Origin of the sequence: Paenibacillus tyrphae (genome assembly GCF_000722545.1) — a bacterium.
Taxonomy (GTDB): Bacteria; Bacillota; Bacilli; order Paenibacillales; family NBRC-103111; genus Paenibacillus_G; species Paenibacillus_G tyrfis.
The window spans coordinates 1-20,642 of the sequence record NZ_JNVM01000013.1; the positions used below are offsets into that span (position 1 = coordinate 1).

A 20,642-nucleotide genomic window follows, 5' to 3' on the forward strand; every position below is an offset into this window, starting at 1 on the left:
TACCCCACCTCCGTATGTATCTCTATCTATCAAAAATCACTTTCTCAACACTCTGAGCTCTGGGGATATCCCGGAACTTTATTATTTTTAAAAATAGCACTTCGTCGTTAGAGCATTGACGACGTACACACCAAAAAAACAATAAAGAGAAGCCCATTTTCGCACTGGCTTCTCTATGAAATAAACATTTATTATCACCGGACGCTCTCCACCTGCTGTTCTTGAAAGCGGGACAGTCGGAACATGCTTAGATCGAACGCGTCCGGTTTTCCCTCGATCCGGTCCGCCAAAATTTCGCCGACGACGCTGGCGAACTTGAAGCCGTGACCCGAAAAGCCGCAGGCGATCTGAATGTTCGGATCGTACGGCGCCCGGTCGATGATGAAATGTTCGTCCGGCGACAGCTCGTATTTGCACACCCCTCCGCGCAGCAGAGCGCCCGCCGCAGCCGGCATATACGTCTCCAGCGCCCGGCGGACATCGCCCTCGTCCTCCGGCAGCGTCCCGAAATCAGCCGGCTGCTCGATCGGTGAGAGCGGAAGACCGGTCTCATGCCGGCCGATCTTTACGCCGGACCCTTGAATGCTCGGAAAGCCGTAAAAGCCGCCGTCCGGGGTGCTTAACGTGAATCCCGGGAACCGCTCGGAAGTGAACAGCGCTTCGTCGGCCTGAAACCAGGCGACCGCTTTGCGGACCGGCGCCACGGGCAGTGCAAGCGACGGAAGCAGCACGCTGCCGACTCCGGCGCCCGCACTTACAATAAGACAGTCCGCGTGGAAGTCGCCGACCCCGGTTTTTACGGTGACGCCCGCGTTCCACGGCACGACCTCCGTTACGCGCGTATACGGAAGCAGCGCCGCCCGATTCGCCAGCGCCGTTTCGCGATACGCCTGCACGCACTGCTCGCTGAGTAAATAGCCGGCCTCCGGCTCGAACAGCCCCGCATAGTCGTCCGGCAGTTGAACGCCCGGCCAGCGCTTCGCAATCTCCTGCGACCGCAGCAGTTCGACCGGCAATTGAAGCGCGGCCGACGATTCAAGCTTGTCGCGGAGCCCCAAATGCCCAGCCGGCGCCATATTCAGCACGCCGCTGCGAAAGAACAGCTTCCGGCCGCGTTCCTCCTCCAGCTCGCTCCAGAGCCGGTGCGCCCGGACGGCCATGGCCGCGTAAGGGCCACCTCCGGCATAGGCATGACGGAGCAGTCTCGTTTCCCCGTGATGGCTGCCTCCCCCATGGGGCGGATCGAACGCGTCGATCAGCAGCGTGCTTATCCCTCTCCGCGCCAAATGCGCCCCTGCACTCATGCCCATGGAGCCTGCGCCGATGACGATGACATCGTAAGACGTACGGATAACGGTCACTCCTTCCCAATCGTATATTAAACCGCCTTATAATTAGGTATAATCAGACTATGACCACCTACATTCCCGAAGGAGTGAACTTTTTTGGAACATAGATATTTCGGCGCGTCCAACAAGCAATTTCCGATTCTGGGCTTCGGCGCCCAGCGCATCGTGGACGAGCATCAATGCACGGAAGAGGAAGCGATACGCATCGTCAACCGGGCGATCGACGAAGGCATTACCTACTTCGATACGGCCCCGAGCTATTCCGACGGGCAGTCGGAGGAACGGCTGGGCAAAGCGCTCCGGCACCGTCGCAGCGACGTCTGGATCGCAACGAAGACGCACGACCGAACAAGAGACGGCTCGTGGCGTCTGCTCGAAGCCAGCCTGAACCGGCTGCAAACCGACCGTGTCGACGAGTGGCGTCTGCATAATCTGGTGACGATGGACGATTTGGAGCAATGCTTCGCCAAGGGCGGGGCGATGGAGGCGATGCTCGAAGCGAAGGAGCAGGGTATCATCAAGGCGATCAGCGTCAGCGGGCATACCAACCCGGAAGTCCAGCTCGAAGCGATCGAACGGTTCCCCTTCGACAGCGCCTTGGTGGCGCTATCCGCCGCCGACCATTTCATCTACAGCTTCGCCCACGAGTTTGTTCCGCGAGCCGTAGAGAAAGGTGTCGCCGTGATCGGCATGAAGGTGATGGCGCTCGGGAAGCTCGCCCCATGGTACGAGCAGGCGCTGCGGTATACGTTCTCGCTGCCCGTTTCCACGACCATTATCGGGATGGAAACCATGGAGCAGTTAGAGAAAAATCTCGCCATCGCCAAGCGATTCCGCCCAATGTCCGACACGGAGCAGCTCGACTTTTTGAAAGAAATCATCCATCTCGCCACGCCGGACGTACTGCGCTGGAAAGCGAGCGAGTGGATGTCCGGCGAATGGTACCGGCGCGACTAGTCCCGCAGACGATCCAAAGCGTGAACCGCCGTAAGCGCAAATAAAGCCGCTCCCGGTACTAACGCATCCTCGTTCAGCGTAAATTTCGGATGGTGCCACTCCTCCGTTCCGCTCGTGCCCATCCAGAGGAAGCAGCCCGGCACCTGTTCCTGGTAGTGTGCAAAATCTTCGCCGCCCGTGGAACGCCGGGCCTCCGTCACTTGGAGGTTCAAAGCTTGCGCCGCCCCGCGGGCGATCTCCACCGCTTCCGAATCGTTCGTTACGGACGGAATTCCCGCAAACCAAGTCAGGCGCGCCTCTGCGCCGTAGCCCGCAGCGATGCCGCTGGCGATACGCCCCAGCAGATCCGGCAGCTTCTGCCGGACCTCCGGGCGGAACGTCCGCACGGTACCGTCCAGGACCGCTTCGTCCGGGATGACGTTCCACGTGCTGCCCGCATGAAAGCTGCATACGCTGACGACCGCGCTGTCGAGCGGGCTGATGCTGCGGCTGACCGCGGTCTGGAGGCCGCCTACGATCGCGCTGGCGGCCACGATCGGGTCGATCGCCGCATCGGGAATGGCCGCATGGCCGCCCTTGCCGGTCACCGTCAGCTTGAAGCCATCGACGCTGGCCATCAGCGGCCCCGGCGCCAAGCCCACGGTGCCGACCGGCAGCTCGGGCTTGTTATGCATGCCGAAGATGGCCTGCACGCCTTCTAAAGCGCCCGCGCCGATCATCGCTTTCGCTCCGGTGCCCTTCTCTTCCGCCGGCTGAAACAGCAGCCTTACGGTTCCCTTGAGCTCTGCGGCATGCCGCTTGAGCAGCAGCGCCGCGCCCACTATCGCCGCGGTATGAAAATCGTGCCCGCAAGCGTGCATTTTCCCCGGAATTTCCGAGGCGAACGGCAGCCCGGTTTCTTCTGTCACCGGCAGCGCATCGATATCCGCCCGCAGCGCGACCGTCGGTCCGGGCTCAGCCCCTTCGACCTCCGCCAGCACGCCGACAGGCAGGCCGAGCGGCAGCAGCCAGATGCCCGCTCCGCTCAACGCTTCCCGGATCTTGCGGGTCGTCTCCACCTCCTGCATCGACAGCTCCGGATGTCGGTGCAATTCGCGGCGAAGCCGCACCAATTCGGGCTTCAGTTCCTCAGCCTCTTGAAGCAATCGTTCAGGGTTCATGCGTGGATTCTCCTTGGTTCAGCCTGTGGTGGCGCGGACTTCAGGCAGCAAATTTTTACGCAAAAAGACGAGCTTGTCGTCCCGTCCCAGCTCCCGTTCATAGAAGCGCACATAGCCTTTCCGTTCGTACATCGGCAGCAGCCAGGGATGCTTCGCCGAAGTCGCGAGAACGACAGCCGGTGAAAGCAGAATGTCCCGTACGACCGCTTCCTCCGCATAGCTCAGAAGCTTGCTACCGACTCCGCGGTTCGCATACGCCGGATCGACGGCAAAATTGTACAGGAACGGCAGATCGGTCACCTCCGGCAGCGATCGGAGCGAAATGGTCGCGACGATCGTTCCGCCGATCTCCAGCACGTAGCTGGCATGCTCGGCGATATTCGTCCGTACCATCTCCAAATCCGCATGGACCGCCGCAAATTCGATTTTAAGCTCCCCGATGCTCCGATAAGCTCTGCGAATCACGCCCAGAACCAGCTCGGCATCGTCTAATGTCGCTTGACGGTACACCTCGTTCACGGAACTCACCTCACGATTTTCGCTATTATATCACATAACTCCATTCCGGCGTGATTCTCCGCAGGAACTGCTTGGTTCGCTCTTCTTGGGGGCGGGAGAAAATGTCCTCCGGCTTGCCCTCCTCGACGATGACGCCTTCATCCATAAACACCACGCGGTTCGACACTTCGCGGGCGAAGCTCATCTCATGCGTCACGACGATCATCGTGATCCCTTCGCGGGCAATTTTGCGGATGACGGACAACACCTCGCCGACCAGCTCGGGATCGAGCGCCGACGTCGGCTCGTCGAACAAAATCACCTCGGGATTGAGCGCCAATGCCCGAGCGATCCCGACCCGCTGCTGCTGCCCGCCAGAAAGCTGGCTAGGGTAGGCATCGGCTTTGGCCGCAAGGCCGACCTTCTCCAGCACCTGAAGACTTCGCTCCCTCGCCTCTTCCTTAGGCACTTTTTGCGCAATAACGAGGCCTTCCATCACATTTTCCAGCGCCGTCTTATGCTTGAACAAATTGTAATGCTGGAACACCATCGCCGTTTTGCGGCGCAGCGTCAAGATGTCGCGCTTGCTCGGATGCTTGCAGCTGACCGTAAAATCGCCGATCGCCACCTCCCCGTTCTGCGGGCGCTCCAGCAGGTTGACGCAGCGGAGCAGCGTCGTTTTGCCTGATCCGCTGGGCCCGAGAATGACGACGACCTCCCCTTTTTCCACCGACAAGTCGATCCCTTTCAGCACCGCCTGCTTGCCGAACGACTTTTGAATATTCGTCAGCCGAATCATGTCACGCCTCCCCGATTGTATTTGGTTACCTTTTTTTCCAAATAAGCCGTCAGCCGCTCCGCCACGACCGTAATTCCCCAATAAATCAGCGCCGCCGCGATAAAGGCTTCCAAAAACTTCAAATTATTCGACGCCACGACGCTGGCTTTGCCCAGGAGTTCCATCTGCGAGACCGTGAACGCAAACGTCGACGTATGCAAAAATCCGACGAACAGATTGCACAGATTCGGCAAAATGACCCCGATCGCCTGCGGCAGCACGATGCGTCTGAGCGCTTGTGGCGTGCTCATGCCGACAGAGTAGGCGGCCTCGATCTGACCGCTGTTTACCGCCAGGAGGCCGGAGCGGATGATCTCAGACATGTAGGCGCCGGCCGTCAGGGAGAAAGCCGTCAGCACGAACGACAAGATCGGGATCGAAGCCGTCTTGATCCCCCACCCGTAATGCGTCGACAGCTTGTCGATCAGCATCGGCAGTCCCCAATAAATGAGGAACACGTGCAAAATGACCGGCGTTCCACGCAAAAAGGAAACATACGCGTCGGCGATCCGGTGCAGTACCTTCACCTTGTACATGCGGAGCAGCGCCGTCGCCACGCCGATGACGAACCCGAACAGCAGCGGGACGATCGTGATGACCAGCGTCAAGGGCAGCGCGTCCAATATTTCAAAAAATGCCGTAACAATAAACCCGATGTCGATACTCATTTCGTCCTCACTCCATCCCCGGACCGGCAGCCGGTCAAGCGCTCGCGATTCTTTGTTCGTGCCGCTGCAGTCGGATTTCCGTCAACGCAAAGCCCTTCTCCAGCACGAGCACGGTCAAATAGTAAACGATCGTCAGACCGATATACACCTCCAGCGTATGGGCGGTCGTCGCAATCAGCGTCTGCCCCCGCCCCATCATGTCCATGACGCCAATGGAGTACGCCAGCGACGTATCTTTCAGGAAGCCGATCACCGTGCTCGCGAAGTTCGGAAAAGCAATGACGAACGCCTGCGGCAGGACGATCCGGAAAAAGGCCTGCGGCCCCGTCATGCCCACCGCATACGCGCCTTCAAGCTGGCCGCGGTCTACAGCGTTGACCGCCCCGCGGATCACCTCGGAGATCGAGGCCGCGCTGCCGAGCGCATACGTAATAATAACGAATACGATCGGATTCATCCGCGATATGTCGAAGTCCACGAGCTGCAGCAGCGCAGGTACCCCGTAAAAGACCAGAAACAATTGGATCAAAATCGGCGTTCCGCGGACAAACGACACGTAAACGGCAGCGATCCGGGCCAGCACGGGAACGTTGTACAGCCGGGGCAGCGCGATCAACAGTCCCAGCAGTACGCCGAAGAAAAGCGAAGCCGCCAAAATAAACAAAGTGACATGAAGATAGGACAGCAGTATAGGAAGGAACTCCCATATGAGCGCGGCGTCAAACGATTTCCCCATTCCCACCCATACCTTTCTGTAAGGAAATTTGGTCTACTTCTCCACGGTGTAATCGTCGCCCAGCCACTGCTTGCTCAGCTTCGCGAGCGTCCCGTCGGCCTTGATCTCCTTCAACGCCTCGTCGATCCGCTTTTTCAGCTCGCCTTCGTCCTTGCGAAGCATGAAATACACCTTCGAATTGGAAAGCGTCTCGCCGACCGTTTTGAGCTGGGCATCCGCGCTTTTATTCAAGTAATCGATGGCAAACTGCGTGCTGATCAAGGCGTCGACCCGCCCGGTTTTGACTTGCGTGCTCGTGTCTTCGCCTGCGCCGGTATAGACGACCTGAATCGGATTGCCGTGCTCCTTATTGTATTTTTCGGCCAGCGCCGCCGCATTGCTCGTCGCAGTGGCAATCAGCTTCTTGCCCTTCAAATCGGCAATCGACTTGACGTCGTTATTGTCCTTGTGCACGACGATTTTGTTCGGGAAAATGTTGTACGCTTCGTCGTTGTACAAAAATTTCTTCTGTCTCTCCTCGTTCACTTCCATTTGATGCGCGATAAAATCGATCTTTTTCGTTTCTAAACTGAGCAGCAAATTTTTGAATTCCATCGTTTTCAGCTCGAACTCATACTCCGGCAGACGTTTGTCGATTTCTTTGACGAGCTCCACGTCGTAGCCGGTCAGCTTGCCGTCCTTATCGATAAAGCAAATGTTCGGAAACTGCGTGCCCGTGCCGACGATGATTTTTTTTACAGCCTGGCCCCCGGCGGAGGCCGCAGCACTGGAGCTGCCCGCCCCTCCCGTAGAGGCTTGGGCGCCGCAGCCTGCCAGAAGGAGGACGGTCAGCAGAGACGCCGAAAGAAATCGTTTTTTCATATGGTAACCCCCACGATCATGATAAATTGCCGACAAAAAGCCCCTGCTTCAATCAACAGGAGCTTTTGGCGGTCCAATCAGCTTCTTTTTTTGCAAGTATTTTTATTTCGACGTTTCTTTCTGCGGGAGAGCCTGCTTGATTCGCTCGATCTGCCGCAGATGCGTCTGCACGTGATTGATAAAGGCTTGAACCGCTTGCTCCAGCGTCACGGTTTCGCCTTTGAAATTTACGCCGCTCTTGCTCCAATCTTCCCCGGTTAACCGGCGGAACAACTGGCTGTTGAACACAAGCAGCGCTCGGAACACATCCAAAATATCGTCAGCGGAGCTTTCGTTCGCCCGAGCCGAACTCACCCAAGGGTCCTGCTTGAAGGCGGGCAGCTGCGCCGCCGATCCGGACAGCAGCTCGCGGATGCGGAACGAGACGACGATGTTGTGATCGGCCAGATGCGACAGCACCTCCGTTACGCTCCACTGCTCCGCCGACGCCTTCCATTTCAACTGGTTTTCCGACAAGCCCTCGATGGCTTGCTTCAACTGCTCATGCGTATGCAAGTACGCTTCAATATCGATCACACTCTGGCTCACAGTGTCTCCTCCTGACTTATGCGGGATCATGGCAAGCGGCCCAACGGCCCGCTCCCACTTCGGTTAACTCCGGCTCCTCCTCCCGGCATCTCGCCGTCGCTGCAGGGCAGCGTGGATGAAAGCGACAGCCCGAGGGCGGATGGGCCGGCGACGGGATTTCTCCTTGAGTGGCGATGCATGTTCTTTTGCGGGAAGGGTCGGGGACAGGGATGGAAGCAAGCAGCGCCCTGGTGTAATGATGCGCCGGGTGGCGGAACAGCTCCTCGCTCGGAGCGATCTCGACCAGCTTGCCCAGATACATCACCCCGATCCGGTCGGAAATGTAGCGGACGATCTGAAGGCCGTGGCCGATAAACAAATATGTCAGCCCCAGACGGCGCTGCAAATCCTGCATCAAATTGACGATCTGCGATTGGACGGACACGTCGAGCGCCGACACCGCTTCATCCGCCAAAATAAACTTCGGACGCAGCGCAATCGCCCGGGCGATACCGATCCGCTGCCGCTGTCCGCCTGAAAATTCGTGCGGATACCGGTCGTACCACGCCGGATTCAGCCCTACGGCGGCCAGCAGCGGCTCTACCCGCTCCCGCTTCGCGCGTCCGCTCCAGCCTTCATGCACCGCCAGCGGCTCCCCGATCAGATCGCCCACCTTCCAACGCGGATTGAGCGAGCCGAACGGATCTTGAAAAATCATCTGCATGTTGCGCCGAATTTCCCGTAAATTTCCAGCGGACAGCTTCGACAAATCATGTCCGTCGAACCGGACCCGTCCGCTTGTCGGACGGTCCAACTGGAGAAGCAGCCGTCCCAGCGTCGATTTCCCGCTGCCCGATTCCCCGACGAGTCCGAACGTCTCCCCTTTGCGAATGGAGAAGGACACTTGATCGACGGCGCGAATGTGCGCCCCGGCACGCCCGAATCGGAGAAAACCTTGCTTTACCGGAAAATGTCTGGTCAGTTCGTGCGCTTCGATCAGGTTGGTGGTAGGGGGCTGCGTAGCTTCGTCGTCCTCCGGTTCGACGATCCGGGACACCCGGGCAGCGGCGGTTTCGGAGGCTCCGGAGGCGAAGGCGGTCTCCCACCGCCCGGAATGCGCTAAAGCCCCGGCGTGCCAGCACGCGACCTGCCGGCCGCCGATGTCCGCCAGCGGCGGCCGCGCTTCACCGCAGACCTCCGTGGCAAACGGACAGCGCGGATGAAAGCGGCAGCCGCCCGGCAGCTCGGACAAGCTCGGGATCGAGCCGTCGATCGAATACAGCTTCGCCCCCCGGTCGCTCTCCAGCGTCGCGACCGATTGCAGGAGCCCCTTCGTGTAAGGATGCTGCGGCTCCCGGAACAATGGCTCTGCGGCCGCCTGCTCCACGATCTCTCCGGCATACATGACGATAATGCGGTCCGCGACTTCCGCCGCCACCCCCATATCGTGCGTAATGAGCAAAATCGACATGTTGAATTCCGATTGCAGCTCCTGCAGCAGCTGAAGTATTTGCGCTTGAATCGTCACATCCAGCGCGGTCGTCGGCTCGTCGGCGATGAGCAGCTCCGGGCCGCAGGCCAGCGCCATTGCGATCATCGCGCGCTGCAGCATGCCGCCGGAAAGCTCCCCGGGATACTGCTTCATCCGGATTTCCGGCTCCGGAATGCCGACCTTGCGCAGGAGCCCGATGCCGCGTTCCCAAGCTTCGGACCGGGAAGCCACATGATGGCGCACCATCGACTCGGCAATTTGACTGCCGACCGTAAAGACCGGGTCAAACGCCGCCATCGGCTCCTGAAACACCATGGCGATTCGTTTGCCGCGCCAGCGCCGGATCTCCTCCTGCGGCAGCGCCGTCAAGTCCACGCCGTCCATCCGGACATGGCCGCCCGTAATGACGCCGTTCTCGAAGTCGATTAAGCGCATCAAGGCTTTGGCCGTCACGGTTTTGCCGCTGCCGGACTCACCGACCAAGCATACCGTTTCGCCGGCTCCGATGCGAAGCGACACGTCCCGGATCGCCGGAACATAACCGGCCGGGGTGACGAAATCGACCGTTAGCTGCTCGATCTCAAGCAATGCCTTCACTCGGGCACCTCCTCTGGCGTAGTGGAAAATGGATGCGCGGATTCCGCTTCTTATTCACGCGCTTCGCTTCGGATCTAACCGGTCGCGGAGCTGATCGCCGATCAGATTGACGGCCAGTACGAACAACGTAATCGCCAGCCCAGGGAACGTCGCCATCCACCAAGCGGCGGTCAGGTAACCGCGCCCTTGCGACAGCAAGGTACCCCAGTCCGGAATTTCCCGCAGCACGCCCAGCCCCAAAAAGCTGAGCGACGCGCCGATCAAGATCGAAGAGCCGACGCCGATCGTCGCCATCACCAGCAGCGGCGACCACGAGCCCGGCAGCACATGCCGCAGAAGGATATGCGCATGAGATGCGCCGACCGAGCGGGAAGCCGCCACATAAGGGCGCGCCTTGATGCTAAGTACTTGGCCCCGCAGCACGCGGGCATATCTCGGGATCGCCGATACGCTCACGGCCAGCACCACGTTGAACAGACTCGGGCCGAGGGCAGCGGCAATGACGAGCGCAAGCAGCAGGCTCGGGATCGCCATCAAAATATCGATGAACCGCATGAGCACGGTATCGACCACACCGCCGATGTAGCCCGACAACGCGCCGATCAGACTGCCGGCCAAGCCGCCGAGCAGGACGGAAGCGACGCCGATCAGCAGCGAGCTTCGGGCTCCGTAGACGACGACGCTGAAGACGTCCCGCCCGAAATAATCGGTGCCGAACAGATGAGCCGCTCCCGGCGGCTGCAAAATCCGGTCCGCCCGCATGTCCGTAGGCGAATAAGGAGTGATCCACTGCGGGAAGACTGCGCACGCCGCAATGAAGAGCACCACCAATACCGCCCCGTAGAAGAACGGTCCGGATAGCGACGATGACAGCTTAGGACGGCTCGGAGCGGACCCGAGCGGTCTCCTGCGGGACAATACCGGCCTGGCGACCGAAACGACGCTTTTCATGATTAACCCTCTTTTCCTTCCGGATTACTTGGTTTAAAACGAGCGTCTTACCCTCGGATCGACGATCGAGTACGAAATATCCACGAGCAGGTTCACGACGACATACGCAATCGCGGTAAAAAAGACGACGCCCTGAACGACGGGCAAATCTTTGGCCGTGATGGCTTCCGCCAGCAGACGCCCGATGCCCTGCCGGGAAAAGACGGTTTCGATCACGACCGCCCCCGCCATCAATTCGCCGATTTGAATCCCGACCATCGTGATGGCCGGAATGAGCGCGTTGCGCAGCGCGTGCCGGTACATGACGATTTGTTCCGGCAGTCCCTTGGAGCGCAGCGTGACGATAAACGGCTCGCCCAGCACCTCAAGCATGCTGTTGCGCACCATGCGTACGATAAACCCGGCGCCGACAAGCCCAAGCGTCAAAGCAGGCAAAATCAGCGTCCGGACGCCTTCCGAGCCCATCGCGGGCAGCCACTGAAGCTGCACCGAGAAAATCAGAATGAGCAGAATGCCTGACCAGAACGTCGGCATCGAGATGCCAAACAGGCTGACGATCCGGGCGATCAGATCGACCGTGCGTCCCTTATGGATCGCCGAGAGCACTCCGAGCACGACGCCAAGCGCAACGGCGACGCATGAGCTAACCAGGGTTAAAAGGGCGGTAGCGGGGAACTGCTCCCAAATTTTCGGCAGCACCGGATCGTCGCTAACCAGCGAGCGGCCGAAGTCTCCGCGAAGCATATCCCACAGGTAGGTGCCGAGTTGGACCCATACCGGCTGATCTAGCCCGAGCTGGTGGCGCAGGTTCTGCACCGTCTCCGGACTGGCCGGCGCCCCGGCGAGCATGATCAAGACCGGATCGCCCGGCAGCAAGTACAGGATGAAAAAGACAAGGACCAAAGCTCCGACGATGACCAAAACGGACGATAAAAGACGCTGAACGATCACCCCAGCCATAGCAACCGGCTCCTTCCGTCGTTATTTTTTCACCGTCACGTCATAGAAGAGCGGATAGCCGAGGGAATCGAATTTCAGTCCGCGAACCGATTTGGCGGCAGCCACCGTGTACGGGAATACGTAAACCGGGAACCCGTAGGCGTTGTCCACGACATAGCTCTGCACCTTTTTGTAAATTTCCGCGCGCTTCGCCGGGTCCTGCTCCGTCAGCCCTTCCTCCAGCCATTGATCCAGCTGCGGGTCGGAAAGCCGGGTATGGTTGTGGCCCCATTTTTCCGGCGTCGGAATGGCGTTCGTATGGAAGAAGCTGCGCAAAATGTCCGGATCGCCCGACACATTGCTGACGCCGACCAGATCGTTCGTCCCCTTGATCATGACCGCATTGGTCGTATCCGGGAGCAGCTCGATGTTGACGGCAATACCAATCTGCTTCAGCTGCTGCTGGATCATGGCGGCGATATCGTTGCGCTTCTCCCGGTTGGGCGAGCCATCGATGTAATGAAGCGTGAGCGGCTTGCCGTCCTTGGCCCGGATGCCGTCCGCTCCGCGTGTCCACCCGAGCTCGTCAAGCAGCGCGTTCGCTTTGGCGATGTCCGGCTTCACGGCCTGTTCGAGCGAAGCGTTATAGCCCAGCATGGACGGTGACAGCGGGGACCATGCCCTCGAATACGTCCCGAGATAAAGCGTCTTGACGATCGCCTCGAAGTCGATGGCGAGCTGCACGGCCTTGCGCGCTTTAAGCTCGTTCCATGGAGGGTGTTGCTGGTTCAGCATAAGCGTGTACGGAATGCCCGTCGACTCGGCCTGCAGCAGGTTGACGTTCGGATCGCCCTTGAGCGACACGAGGTTTTGCGGCGGAACCGTCTCGACGGCCGACACCTGCCCGCTCTGCACGCTGCCGATGCGGGTCGCTTCCTCCGGAATGATTTTGAAGGTCAGCTTATCGATGCGCGCCGGACCGGCATTTTCGGCAATCGGAGGCGCCCAGTTATAGTCGGGGTTTTTCTCCAGCCGGATCGCCGCATTCTCCGTCCAGCCGGCGAACGTGAACGGGCCGGTGCCGACCGGATGCTTGGCCAGCTGGTCCTTGTGCTTCTCCGCTGCCGCCGGCGACACGATGCCGAGAAACGCTTGGCTCAAGCTGCTCAGAAAAGCGCTGTAGGGCGATTTCAAGTTGACTTTGACCGTGTAGTCGTCGATCACTTCCGACGATTCGTAGGGTCCGATCAGCGTCACCGCAAACCGCGATTTGGTCGCCGGATTGACGATGCGGTCAAAATTGTACTTGACGGCCGCAGCATTGAACGGCGTGCCGTCGTGGAACTTCACGTCCTTGCGCAGCTTGAAGGTGTAGCTTTTGCCGTCCGGGGAGACCGTCCATTCTGTCGCCAGCCACGGCTTGATCGATTGATCGGGCATTTGGACGACCAGACTGTCGTACAGCGCCCGCATCACCCGGTAATCGACGGCCCCCGGCACGACGTTCGGGTCCAGCCCCGACGGCGACGTGGCGAGGCCGTAGGTCAACTCGCCGCCTGACGAGCCCGACTGCGTCTCCCCCGTCTGCCCTCCTGACGAAGGCTTGACGCCCGTTTCGCTTCCGCAGCCTGCCGTAAGCAGAAGCAAAGCTGCGGCAAGCATCCATGGCCGTAGTAACCGTAACCGTTTCACTGGGACCCTCTCCAATCCGTGAGCGTAAAATCGCAAGCCATGATCGAGTCCGATCAGGAGCTTTTCACAAAATCTTGCGGCGTTCGTCTGGCCAGCGTATGGCGGTTTTCCGGCTTAGCGAGGCCCAAATTCCCACGCAGCGTGTCGGACTCGTACTCCTCCCGGTATATTCCCCGCTCCTGCAGGATCGGCACGACCAGCTCGACGAAATCGTCGAGTCCTCCCGGCACGCTCGAATGAATAATAAATCCGTCGGCCGCCTTCTCCTCGAACCACTGCTGGACGAGATCGGCCACCTTCTCCGGCGTCCCGATAAACTGGCCTTTCGGCGTCGCCGTCTGCAGCGCCACCTGCCGCAGCGTCAACTGCTGCTCCTTGGCCGTCTGCTTGATTTTGTCCGTCGTGCTGCGGAAGCTGTTGCTGCCGATATCGCCCAAATCCGGGAAAGGTTCGTCCAGCGGGAACTGCGAGAAGTCGAAATGGTCGAAGAAGCGGCCCAGGTAATTCAGAGCGTTCTCGATCGTCATGAGGTTCGCGATCTCTTCGTATTTGCGTTCGGCCTCCTCCTGCGTCCGCCCGACAATCGGCCCGATGCCCGGGAAAATGAGGATATCGTTGGCGCTACGGCCGTATGCGGCGGCCCGCGTCTTCACGTCGTGGTAAAAGCGCTTGGCGTCCTCGATCGACTCGTGCCCGGTGAACACCGCGTCGGCCGTCTTGGCCGCCAAGGTGCGGCCGCTGTCGGACGACCCGGCCTGAAACACGATCGGGTGCCCCTGGTTGGAGCGGGCAATGTTCAGTGGACCCTGCACGGAGAAAAATGGCCCTTTGTGGTCGAGCCGGTGCATTTTGTCCGGATCAAAGAACACGCCCGAAGCTTTATCCCACACGAACGCATCGTCCTCCCAGGAGTCCCAAAGCCCGCGGGCCACCTCCAAAAATTCCTCGGCGATTTTGTAGCGCAAGTCGTGCGACGGATGCTCTTTTTTGCCGTAGTTGAGGGCGGAGCCTTCCAGCGGAGAGGTGACCACATTCCATCCGGCCCGGCCTCCGCTGATATGATCGAGGGAAGCGAACTGTCTCGCGACCGTAAACGGTTCGCTGTAGGAGGTCGACAAGGTGCCGACGAGCCCGATCTTCGAAGTGACCGCGCCGAGCGCGGATAAAATCGTTATCGGCTCGAACCGGTTCAGAAAGTGCGGAATCGACTTTTCGTTAATGAACAGTCCGTCGGCGATAAACACCAGATCGAACTTGCCTTCTTCGGCCTTGCGGGCTTGCTGCGTGTAAAACTCGAAGCTGACGCTGGCGTCAGACCGAATATCCGGGTGTCTCCAAGCCGCCATGTTCCCTCCGACGCCATGGATGATTGCGCCCAATTTCAGCTTTCTTCCGTTTGCCATACCGATTCCTCCCTCGTTTTCCACGTTTATACGACCGTTTCGGCGAATGCTTCCTTGAGCTCCGACAGTGCATGAAGCCGCTGTTCGAATTCCTTCAAGGCGAGAATCAAAATCAGTTCGTCCACGCCGTACTTCCGCTGGATGTCCAGCAGCTTCGCGCGCACGGTTTCCTTGGAGCCGTGCACGACGTCCGCATCCTTGACTTCGATCGTATATTTCTCCTCGCTTTGCCGTCCGAATTCTTCCGCATGCTCTACGGTTTTGACAGTGATCGTCCTTCCGCTCTCCAGGTGAATTTTCACGAGCTTGGCGTCGGCGGCAAGCCGTTTCGCTTCCTCGTCCGTTTCCGCCACAATGACCGACAGCGCGAGAATGGCCTCCGGCCGGAAGGACCTTCGGGGCACAAACCGGTTCCGGTACGTATCCAGCGATTGCCGGACAACCGTCTCGTCCCCGTTAATAAACTGCGCGAAGACGTAGGGGATGCCCCGGCTCGCCGCAAGCTCCGCACTAGCCGGAGTCGTTCCGAGCAGGTACAAGTCCGCGGGCTGGGCTGGCAGCGGAATCGCTTTAAGCCCATGCAGCGGATGGTCGCCAGGGATCGTATCGGTCAAATACTGCTCCAGCTCAATCAGCTTATCCGCCAGCGGCCTGCCGTTTCCGGCCGCCTCCTGCTGGAGCGCCTTCGTCGAGCGGGGAAGTCCTCCCGGCGCCCGGCCGATGCCGAGGTCCACCCGTCCCGGGGCGAGCGAAGCGAGTACGTTGAAATTTTCCGCCACCTTGTATGGGCTGTAGTGCTGCAGCATGACCCCGCCGGAGCCGATGCGAATCCGCTCCGTCTGCGCCAGCAAATACGCGATCAGCACCTCCGGGGAAGAGCCTGCGACGGCCGCCGAATCGTGGTGCTCGGACACCCAGAAACGGTGGTAGCCGAGCTCCTCCGCTTTGCGCGCCAGAGCCACCGTATGCCGGAACGCGTCGACTGCCGTCTTTCCCTCGTCAAACGGACTTTGATCCAAGATGCTTAGCTTCAGCCCCATCGTCCATCCCTCCTGTAATCCGGCTATTGAATTAAATAAAATCCAATAGGTTTTGTCGGTTTTATTTGGTTAAAAAAAGTCTATCACCGCCCCTGCAGTCCGTCAACGGGGTACGTAATAGAGGATTTCTATTCTAAAATAGAACAATTCGATTTAAGCATTCCGTTTCCAATCGATCTCCCGGCTGAGCTCCAGCACCATTTTGCCAAGAGCCGAGCCTTCCCCTTTGAGCGAAACGAGATTGGTGCGCAGGGTGATGCCCGCGAGGGAAGGAATGTCGACTGGCCAAAGCCGCCCTTCCTTCACTTCCTTGCGCACGCAAAGCTCCGGCAGGAAGCTGATCCCCATTTCTTTCAGCACCAGCTTCTTGGCCGTCTCCAGGTTATCGAGCTGCAGCTCGATATTCGGCGGGCGGTCGAGCGTGTCGAACAGCCGGTGAATTTTCATCCAATCGAGGGCTCCGCATTCGAAAAACACGATCGGCTCACTCCCGATATCCTCCAGCGCAATGCGGTCCTGGCTCACAAACGGATGCCCCTGGTATACGAAGAGGCGGATCGGGTCCTCGTAGAACCGGACGGAATCCACGTGCGGATGCGTAATGTTGCGCACAAGCCCGACGTCCACTTCCTTGTTCAGCAGCTTTTCCAAGATTGACTCGCTCGAAGCCGTCACTAATTTTAGCTGGAGATCGGGGTATTTTTGCTTGAAAAGGGGCACCAGCTCCGGGATCATATAATTGGCTACAGACACGGTGCAGCCGATCCGAAGCTCGTGAGGCGCGGCGTTCATTTGCTGCAGCTGCTGCTTGCCTTTCTTGTAGGTCTGCAGCACTTGCTGGGCGTAGGGCAAAAACTGCTTGCCCTTGTCCGTCAGCGAGAAATGTCTGCCCTCCCGATCGAAAAGCCTGACGTCCAATTCGCGCTCCAGCGACTGGATTCTGGCGGTAATGGACGGTTGGGACAAGAACAACGCGTCGGCCGCTTTATTAAAGCTGTTGAAATGAATAACATAAACGAACGCCTCGAGATTCTCAATATTCACGAGCGCTCCCTCCTCCTTCCAGCTCTTGGCGAACTTGGTTAAAAATCAATATATCATAAGTATTCCATTAGGAATAGTGTAATTTATATTCAGACAAAAACGACGAAAAAAGCAATATCCGTTAATTGTAGTTGAGTTTCCGCCATTTCGGCGGACACGCAAATCCGTTAAGCTATAGGAAAGACGACCTGTTTTTTCCAAGCGGTCCGAACGGCGGATTCCATTCGAAAATTGTCGGCGTTTAGCGAAAGCGCTTCCGACATGTCGTCTTTGGCAGCTCGGTTCGCGAAAGGGGTGACGGTTCGAAAGTCCGCAGTACAACCGGCCAGCCGGTGCGGGGCTTTGACAAAGCTTCACAGCCTGTAAAGCTATTCATTCGAAAGGACGTGTTCCGATGTTCGTCAAAAAATACGCAGTACTCTCATTAGCATTTATCGTATGCTTTGCCATTCTCGCTTTCGGAGCGCCCGCGCACACCGCATGGGCTGCGACCAAAACCATACCTCCCGGCGACATAGCCGCTCTACGCAGCTATTTGGCCGGCGCCCAGCCGGGAGATATCCTTGAAGTATCGGGCACATATGCCGTATCGGACGGCACAATTGCGACGTCGGTCAACGGAAGCGCGGGCAAATATATTACTATCCGGGGAACGGGCAGTGGTGCGGTCTTCAATTTTACCGAAACCGCGGGCAATGCGGCTTTTCATATCAAGAACAATTATTACAAGCTGGAGAACGTCACGATTAACTCGAATTCCAAATCGAACAAAGGCATTCTGATCGAAGCCTCTCACGGCTATCTTACGAAAGTAACGGTGAAAAATACGCTGGGCGAAGCGTTCAAAATCCGCAAAAACAGCCAGTACTGGCTCCTCGAAGACTGCACGGCAGAATCTACCGGGCAAAGCGGGAAATTTGGGGAAGGGTACTACGTAGGGGATGCCGATCAGAACTGGCAGACGAAGCCGGACGCGGACCGGAGCGGGTACATTACGTTTCTGAACTGCAAGGCCATTCTCACCAAGAACGACGGATTCGACTTCAAGGAAGGCACACACCACATCAAGGTGATCGGAAGCACAGTCGATTTCAAGAACACCGTGCCGGAGTCCACGGTAGGAAACAACGGCTTGTTCATCCGCGCGAACAACGTGCAGGTGATCGGCACGACGGTGAAAAACAACGCCGGGACCGGTCAAGCTTTTCGCGCCAACAAAATAACCGCCGCCGACGGCGTATCGTACGGCAGCAATCTTGAGCTCAAAGCTGTGACCGCTTCGAATCTCAGCGGCGCGATGATTCATACGAACTTCGGCTCGACGAAGCTGTATTCGGATTATACGATGACCAGCGTCGCGGGAGGGCTTAAAACGTCGGGCTCCGCCACGATCACCACGGTCGCACCTTCCACTTTCGTAGAGATGACCTGGAACGGCGAGGGCGGCGATACGTACCAGTAAGATTCAAGAACAAAGGCCAGCCATGCGGCTGGCCTTGCTCGTTCAACCTGCCGCCTTCAGCTTGCCTTGGATCTTCTCTTTCCTTCCGAAGCCCTGCTGGCCCAGGAAAAGCATGGTCAACAAGGACGATTTGGACATGAGCCAAGCAGCCCCTAACGGAAGCAAGACGCCGGCCAGCGTAAATACAAACGAGCCGTACTCCAAGCCCAAACCGTACTTTAGCACGATATTGATCGGAATGTGCAGGTACATGATCGTGATGGTCACAGTTCCCAAAAACGCCAGAGCGGACGATATCGGCCAGCGCGATATCCAGTAGCACAATTGAAGCACGACGAGGACGCACGCCAGCGGAATAATAAGATCCAGCACCGGCTGGGTATACACCTTCATCTTCATATCCATTTTGAACATCAAGATTTGTTCTTTATCAAGAACAATAGCAGCTGCCGAAATGAGCATCGCCGGAATAAACCAGATCCCCCGCTCCAATCCGGTAGCCAACTGGGCCTTAAAGCTATAGCCCAGAAAAAAGAACGCTATCGCCATAAGCGTCACATCCGCATTCCAAGGGATGTCCACTTTTGCCAAAGGCGTCATGCTGACGAAATGAGCGGCGATATAGGACATAAGCACCGCTGCCGCTTGCACCTTAACCGGGTATCGGGTAAGAAACCCCATCAAAAGATGCACAAGCAGCAAACAGGTGATGAACCAGAAGACGCCGTACCACCCGCCTAACACCGTTCCTCCGTAAATGAGATTCCAAATATCGTGGGGAACGGATAACGGATCTCTCAGTTTGGCTGCGACCAGCACTGCAATGACAATCCCATAGGCGAAATAGGGAATCATGAACATTCGAATACGTTTCAGCGCCCACGATATGTACTTGTCCGGCATCACGCTTTTGAACAAAAGCCCGCTCACCAGAAAAAACAACGGCATACGGAACCAACCGAGATAATCGTCGATCAACTCATTCCCCGAATGCCCCAATACGACCAGGATGATGCTTAACCCCCTGGATACGTCAATCCATTTTCTGCGCTCCTGCATGACCGTTCCTCCTTCCAGTTTCATAACCCAGCTAAAACGATACTAAATTTGGAAGGAGGATAAAATAGGTTCATTTGTCGAAAACTGTAGGTCTTCCGAATGGTATATGGACAGCCACCGGAAGCCACTCCCCAGTCAGACGCAGAAAGCTAATCCGAATGGCTTATTCATTTTGCAGCCCGTGCAGCCGATAATCCGTCACCCGATCCTCGCCTGCGCCGAACCGAGTCATGTACACCTTGCCTTCGTTCCCCTCTACCGGAATCGTGATCAGATCGAACGCCGTTTCGGTAATCGTCCCCTCCGTCCGCGCCGGAGCCTCTTCGAAATCTTGATTCGTATACGCGTTCAAGGTGGAGATGACGCGAATGCCGTCTTTGAGCAGCATTTGATCGAAGTGCACATGGCCGAAAAAGCTGGCGATCAGCCCCCCGGGACCCTGCTGCGAGTAATCGGCCTCCACGTCGTAGCCGAACTCTCCTTCGCGGGACGAACGGTAAGCCGTACCGGTCCGGAACGCTTTCATAATGCCCCACATCGCTTCGTCGTTTTCGATGCCGTGATCGCCCCCGAACACACCCTCCTGCAAAACGGATGCGTGCGAGAACAGAACGACACGCCAGTTCTGCGCATCAGACTTGCTGCTGAAGTCAAACGCTTTATGCGCCACCCAGTTAAGCTGCCTGTCCGAGAAAGCGTACTTCCACTGGCCGTTATACTGCAAACTCCCCTTTTCCGTCACGTGGTAAGGAATGTCGATGATGTTCAGCACGACGATCCTCACCCGCTTCTCCGGGATGTCGTAGGAATAGTACAAACCCAGCGGATGCTCCGGGTCCAGCGCAACGGCGTCCTGCCGTTCCTGCACGTACAAGGCGAAGCTGTCCTCCGGAAAGACCACATGGCCCGCGCTCTCCGGATGATGATAAAAGTCGTGAATCGAATTGTCGTCGTGGTTGCCCTTGAGCGGCAGCACCGGGCATGCCGCTGCCGACAGCTCGCGCATAATTTCGCGCTGCGATTCCATAAAATCGCCTAGCGGCCCATTCAAGCAGTGGTCGCCGCCGCAGACGACCGCATCAAGCGGCAGCCGGCGCGCCAGCTCTTGAATGGCCCGGGCCGTGCGAAGCTGGTTCCCGCCTTTCCAGTGATGAAGATCGGTGACGAAGAGAAGACGGAGTGCTTCTTCCTGCGGCAGCTTGTCCCATCGCTTAACAACACGGTCCATTTCGGCGTTCATATAATCGGGCAACTGCGGCTCGATCTTCGTTTCATAGACGGTTTTCGTTTTCAAGTTCAGCCCTTCCCTTCAAGGCGAAATGAGGATAT

At 58.1% G+C, this 20,642-nt stretch carries 19 protein-coding genes; 2 read left to right on the forward strand and 17 right to left on the reverse strand.

Annotation, left to right across the window (positions count from 1 at the left end):
* Positions 1-194 precede the first annotated feature (194 nt).
* Positions 195-1,352, reverse strand: coding sequence for an N-methyl-L-tryptophan oxidase (solA, locus tag ET33_RS16650; RefSeq protein WP_036684243.1), 1,158 nt, complete (start codon positions 1,350-1,352; stop codon positions 195-197).
* Positions 1,353-1,445: 93 nt separating this feature from the next.
* Here solA and ET33_RS16655 point away from each other — a divergent pair, with 93 nt between their 5' ends.
* The gene (locus ET33_RS16655; protein WP_036683964.1) at positions 1,446-2,306 is read left to right on the forward strand and encodes an aldo/keto reductase; all 861 of its coding nucleotides are present in this window, start codon (positions 1,446-1,448) and stop codon (positions 2,304-2,306) included.
* Here the strand turns inward: ET33_RS16655 and ET33_RS16660 are convergent.
* The 14 genes from ET33_RS16660 to ET33_RS16725 form a co-directional block, all read right to left on the reverse strand.
* Positions 2,303-3,466, reverse strand: a complete 1,164-nt coding sequence (locus tag ET33_RS16660; RefSeq protein WP_036683966.1) for an amidohydrolase — start codon at positions 3,464-3,466, stop codon at positions 2,303-2,305. The genes ET33_RS16655 and ET33_RS16660 overlap by 4 nt on opposite strands.
* Before the next feature lie 18 nt (positions 3,467-3,484).
* The gene (locus ET33_RS16665; protein ID WP_036683967.1) at positions 3,485-3,985 is read right to left on the reverse strand and encodes a GNAT family N-acetyltransferase; all 501 of its coding nucleotides are present in this window, start codon (positions 3,983-3,985) and stop codon (positions 3,485-3,487) included.
* 25 nt (positions 3,986-4,010) lie between these two features.
* The gene (locus ET33_RS16670; protein WP_036683969.1) at positions 4,011-4,763 is read right to left on the reverse strand and encodes an amino acid ABC transporter ATP-binding protein; all 753 of its coding nucleotides are present in this window, start codon (positions 4,761-4,763) and stop codon (positions 4,011-4,013) included.
* Positions 4,760-5,470, reverse strand: coding sequence for an amino acid ABC transporter permease (locus ET33_RS16675; RefSeq protein WP_036683970.1), 711 nt, complete (start codon positions 5,468-5,470; stop codon positions 4,760-4,762). The genes ET33_RS16670 and ET33_RS16675 overlap by 4 nt, the downstream gene beginning before the upstream one ends.
* Positions 5,471-5,504: 34 nt before the next feature.
* Entirely contained in the window at positions 5,505-6,206 is a 702-nt protein-coding gene (locus tag ET33_RS16680) for an amino acid ABC transporter permease (protein WP_036683972.1), read from the reverse strand.
* Positions 6,207-6,239: 33 nt separating this feature from the next.
* Positions 6,240-7,067: a transporter substrate-binding domain-containing protein gene (locus tag ET33_RS16685; protein ID WP_036683974.1), complete on the reverse strand. Its 828-nt coding sequence runs from the start codon at positions 7,065-7,067 to the stop codon at positions 6,240-6,242.
* Positions 7,068-7,169: 102 nt separating this feature from the next.
* Entirely contained in the window at positions 7,170-7,655 is a 486-nt protein-coding gene (locus ET33_RS16690) for a DinB family protein (RefSeq protein ID WP_036683977.1), read from the reverse strand.
* A 16-nt stretch (positions 7,656-7,671) separates the two neighbouring features.
* The gene (locus ET33_RS16695; RefSeq protein ID WP_036683978.1) at positions 7,672-9,723 is read right to left on the reverse strand and encodes an ABC transporter ATP-binding protein; all 2,052 of its coding nucleotides are present in this window, start codon (positions 9,721-9,723) and stop codon (positions 7,672-7,674) included.
* 54 nt (positions 9,724-9,777) lie between these two features.
* Entirely contained in the window at positions 9,778-10,674 is an 897-nt protein-coding gene (locus ET33_RS16700) for an ABC transporter permease (protein ID WP_036683980.1), read from the reverse strand.
* A 33-nt stretch (positions 10,675-10,707) separates the two neighbouring features.
* Entirely contained in the window at positions 10,708-11,634 is a 927-nt protein-coding gene (locus tag ET33_RS16705; RefSeq protein ID WP_036683983.1) for an ABC transporter permease, read from the reverse strand.
* 21 nt (positions 11,635-11,655) lie between these two features.
* Positions 11,656-13,275, reverse strand: a complete 1,620-nt coding sequence (locus tag ET33_RS16710; RefSeq protein WP_036684246.1) for an ABC transporter substrate-binding protein — start codon at positions 13,273-13,275, stop codon at positions 11,656-11,658.
* Between the two features lie 83 nt (positions 13,276-13,358).
* Entirely contained in the window at positions 13,359-14,708 is a 1,350-nt protein-coding gene (locus ET33_RS16715) for an LLM class flavin-dependent oxidoreductase (protein WP_036683985.1), read from the reverse strand.
* Between the two features lie 26 nt (positions 14,709-14,734).
* Positions 14,735-15,748, reverse strand: coding sequence for an LLM class flavin-dependent oxidoreductase (locus ET33_RS16720; RefSeq protein ID WP_036683987.1), 1,014 nt, complete (start codon positions 15,746-15,748; stop codon positions 14,735-14,737).
* 153 nt (positions 15,749-15,901) lie between these two features.
* Positions 15,902-16,792 (reverse strand): LysR family transcriptional regulator, encoded by an 891-nt coding sequence (locus ET33_RS16725; RefSeq protein ID WP_036683989.1) that lies wholly within the window; start codon positions 16,790-16,792, stop codon positions 15,902-15,904.
* Positions 16,793-17,186: 394 nt separating this feature from the next.
* On the opposite strand from ET33_RS16725, the gene ET33_RS16730 reads away from it, so the two are divergent.
* Positions 17,187-18,254, forward strand: a complete 1,068-nt coding sequence (locus ET33_RS16730) for a hypothetical protein (RefSeq protein ID WP_036683992.1) — start codon at positions 17,187-17,189, stop codon at positions 18,252-18,254.
* Positions 18,255-18,296: 42 nt separating this feature from the next.
* Here the strand turns inward: ET33_RS16730 and ET33_RS16735 are convergent, their stop codons facing one another.
* On the reverse strand, positions 18,297-19,313 hold the full coding sequence (locus ET33_RS16735) for an acyltransferase family protein (RefSeq protein ID WP_036683995.1): 1,017 nt from the start codon (positions 19,311-19,313) through the stop codon (positions 18,297-18,299).
* A gap of 163 nt (positions 19,314-19,476) precedes the next feature.
* The gene (locus ET33_RS16740) at positions 19,477-20,607 is read right to left on the reverse strand and encodes a metallophosphoesterase family protein (protein WP_036683997.1); all 1,131 of its coding nucleotides are present in this window, start codon (positions 20,605-20,607) and stop codon (positions 19,477-19,479) included.
* Between the last annotated feature and the right edge of the window lie 35 nt (positions 20,608-20,642).

Excerpts from the sequence above, each read along its gene's own strand:
- ET33_RS16660 (WP_036683966.1), bottom strand. The coding sequence starts at position 3,466 with ATGAACCCTGAACGATTGCTTCAAGAGGCTGAGGAACTGAAGCCCGAA.
- ET33_RS16670 (WP_036683969.1), bottom strand. The coding sequence starts at position 4,763 with ATGATTCGGCTGACGAATATTCAAAAGTCGTTCGGCAAGCAGGCGGTG.
- ET33_RS16675 (WP_036683970.1), bottom strand. The coding sequence starts at position 5,470 with ATGAGTATCGACATCGGGTTTATTGTTACGGCATTTTTTGAAATATTG.
- ET33_RS16680 (WP_036683972.1), bottom strand. The coding sequence starts at position 6,206 with ATGGGGAAATCGTTTGACGCCGCGCTCATATGGGAGTTCCTTCCTATA.
- ET33_RS16685 (WP_036683974.1), bottom strand. The coding sequence starts at position 7,067 with ATGAAAAAACGATTTCTTTCGGCGTCTCTGCTGACCGTCCTCCTTCTG.
- ET33_RS16700 (WP_036683980.1), bottom strand. The coding sequence starts at position 10,674 with ATGAAAAGCGTCGTTTCGGTCGCCAGGCCGGTATTGTCCCGCAGGAGA.
- ET33_RS16705 (WP_036683983.1), bottom strand. The coding sequence starts at position 11,634 with ATGGCTGGGGTGATCGTTCAGCGTCTTTTATCGTCCGTTTTGGTCATC.
- ET33_RS16710 (WP_036684246.1), bottom strand. The coding sequence starts at position 13,275 with ATGCTTGCCGCAGCTTTGCTTCTGCTTACGGCAGGCTGCGGAAGCGAA.
- ET33_RS16715 (WP_036683985.1), bottom strand. The coding sequence starts at position 14,708 with ATGGCAAACGGAAGAAAGCTGAAATTGGGCGCAATCATCCATGGCGTC.
- ET33_RS16720 (WP_036683987.1), bottom strand. The coding sequence starts at position 15,748 with ATGGGGCTGAAGCTAAGCATCTTGGATCAAAGTCCGTTTGACGAGGGA.
- ET33_RS16730 (WP_036683992.1), top strand. The coding sequence starts at position 17,187 with ATGTTCGTCAAAAAATACGCAGTACTCTCATTAGCATTTATCGTATGC.
- ET33_RS16735 (WP_036683995.1), bottom strand. The coding sequence starts at position 19,313 with ATGCAGGAGCGCAGAAAATGGATTGACGTATCCAGGGGGTTAAGCATC.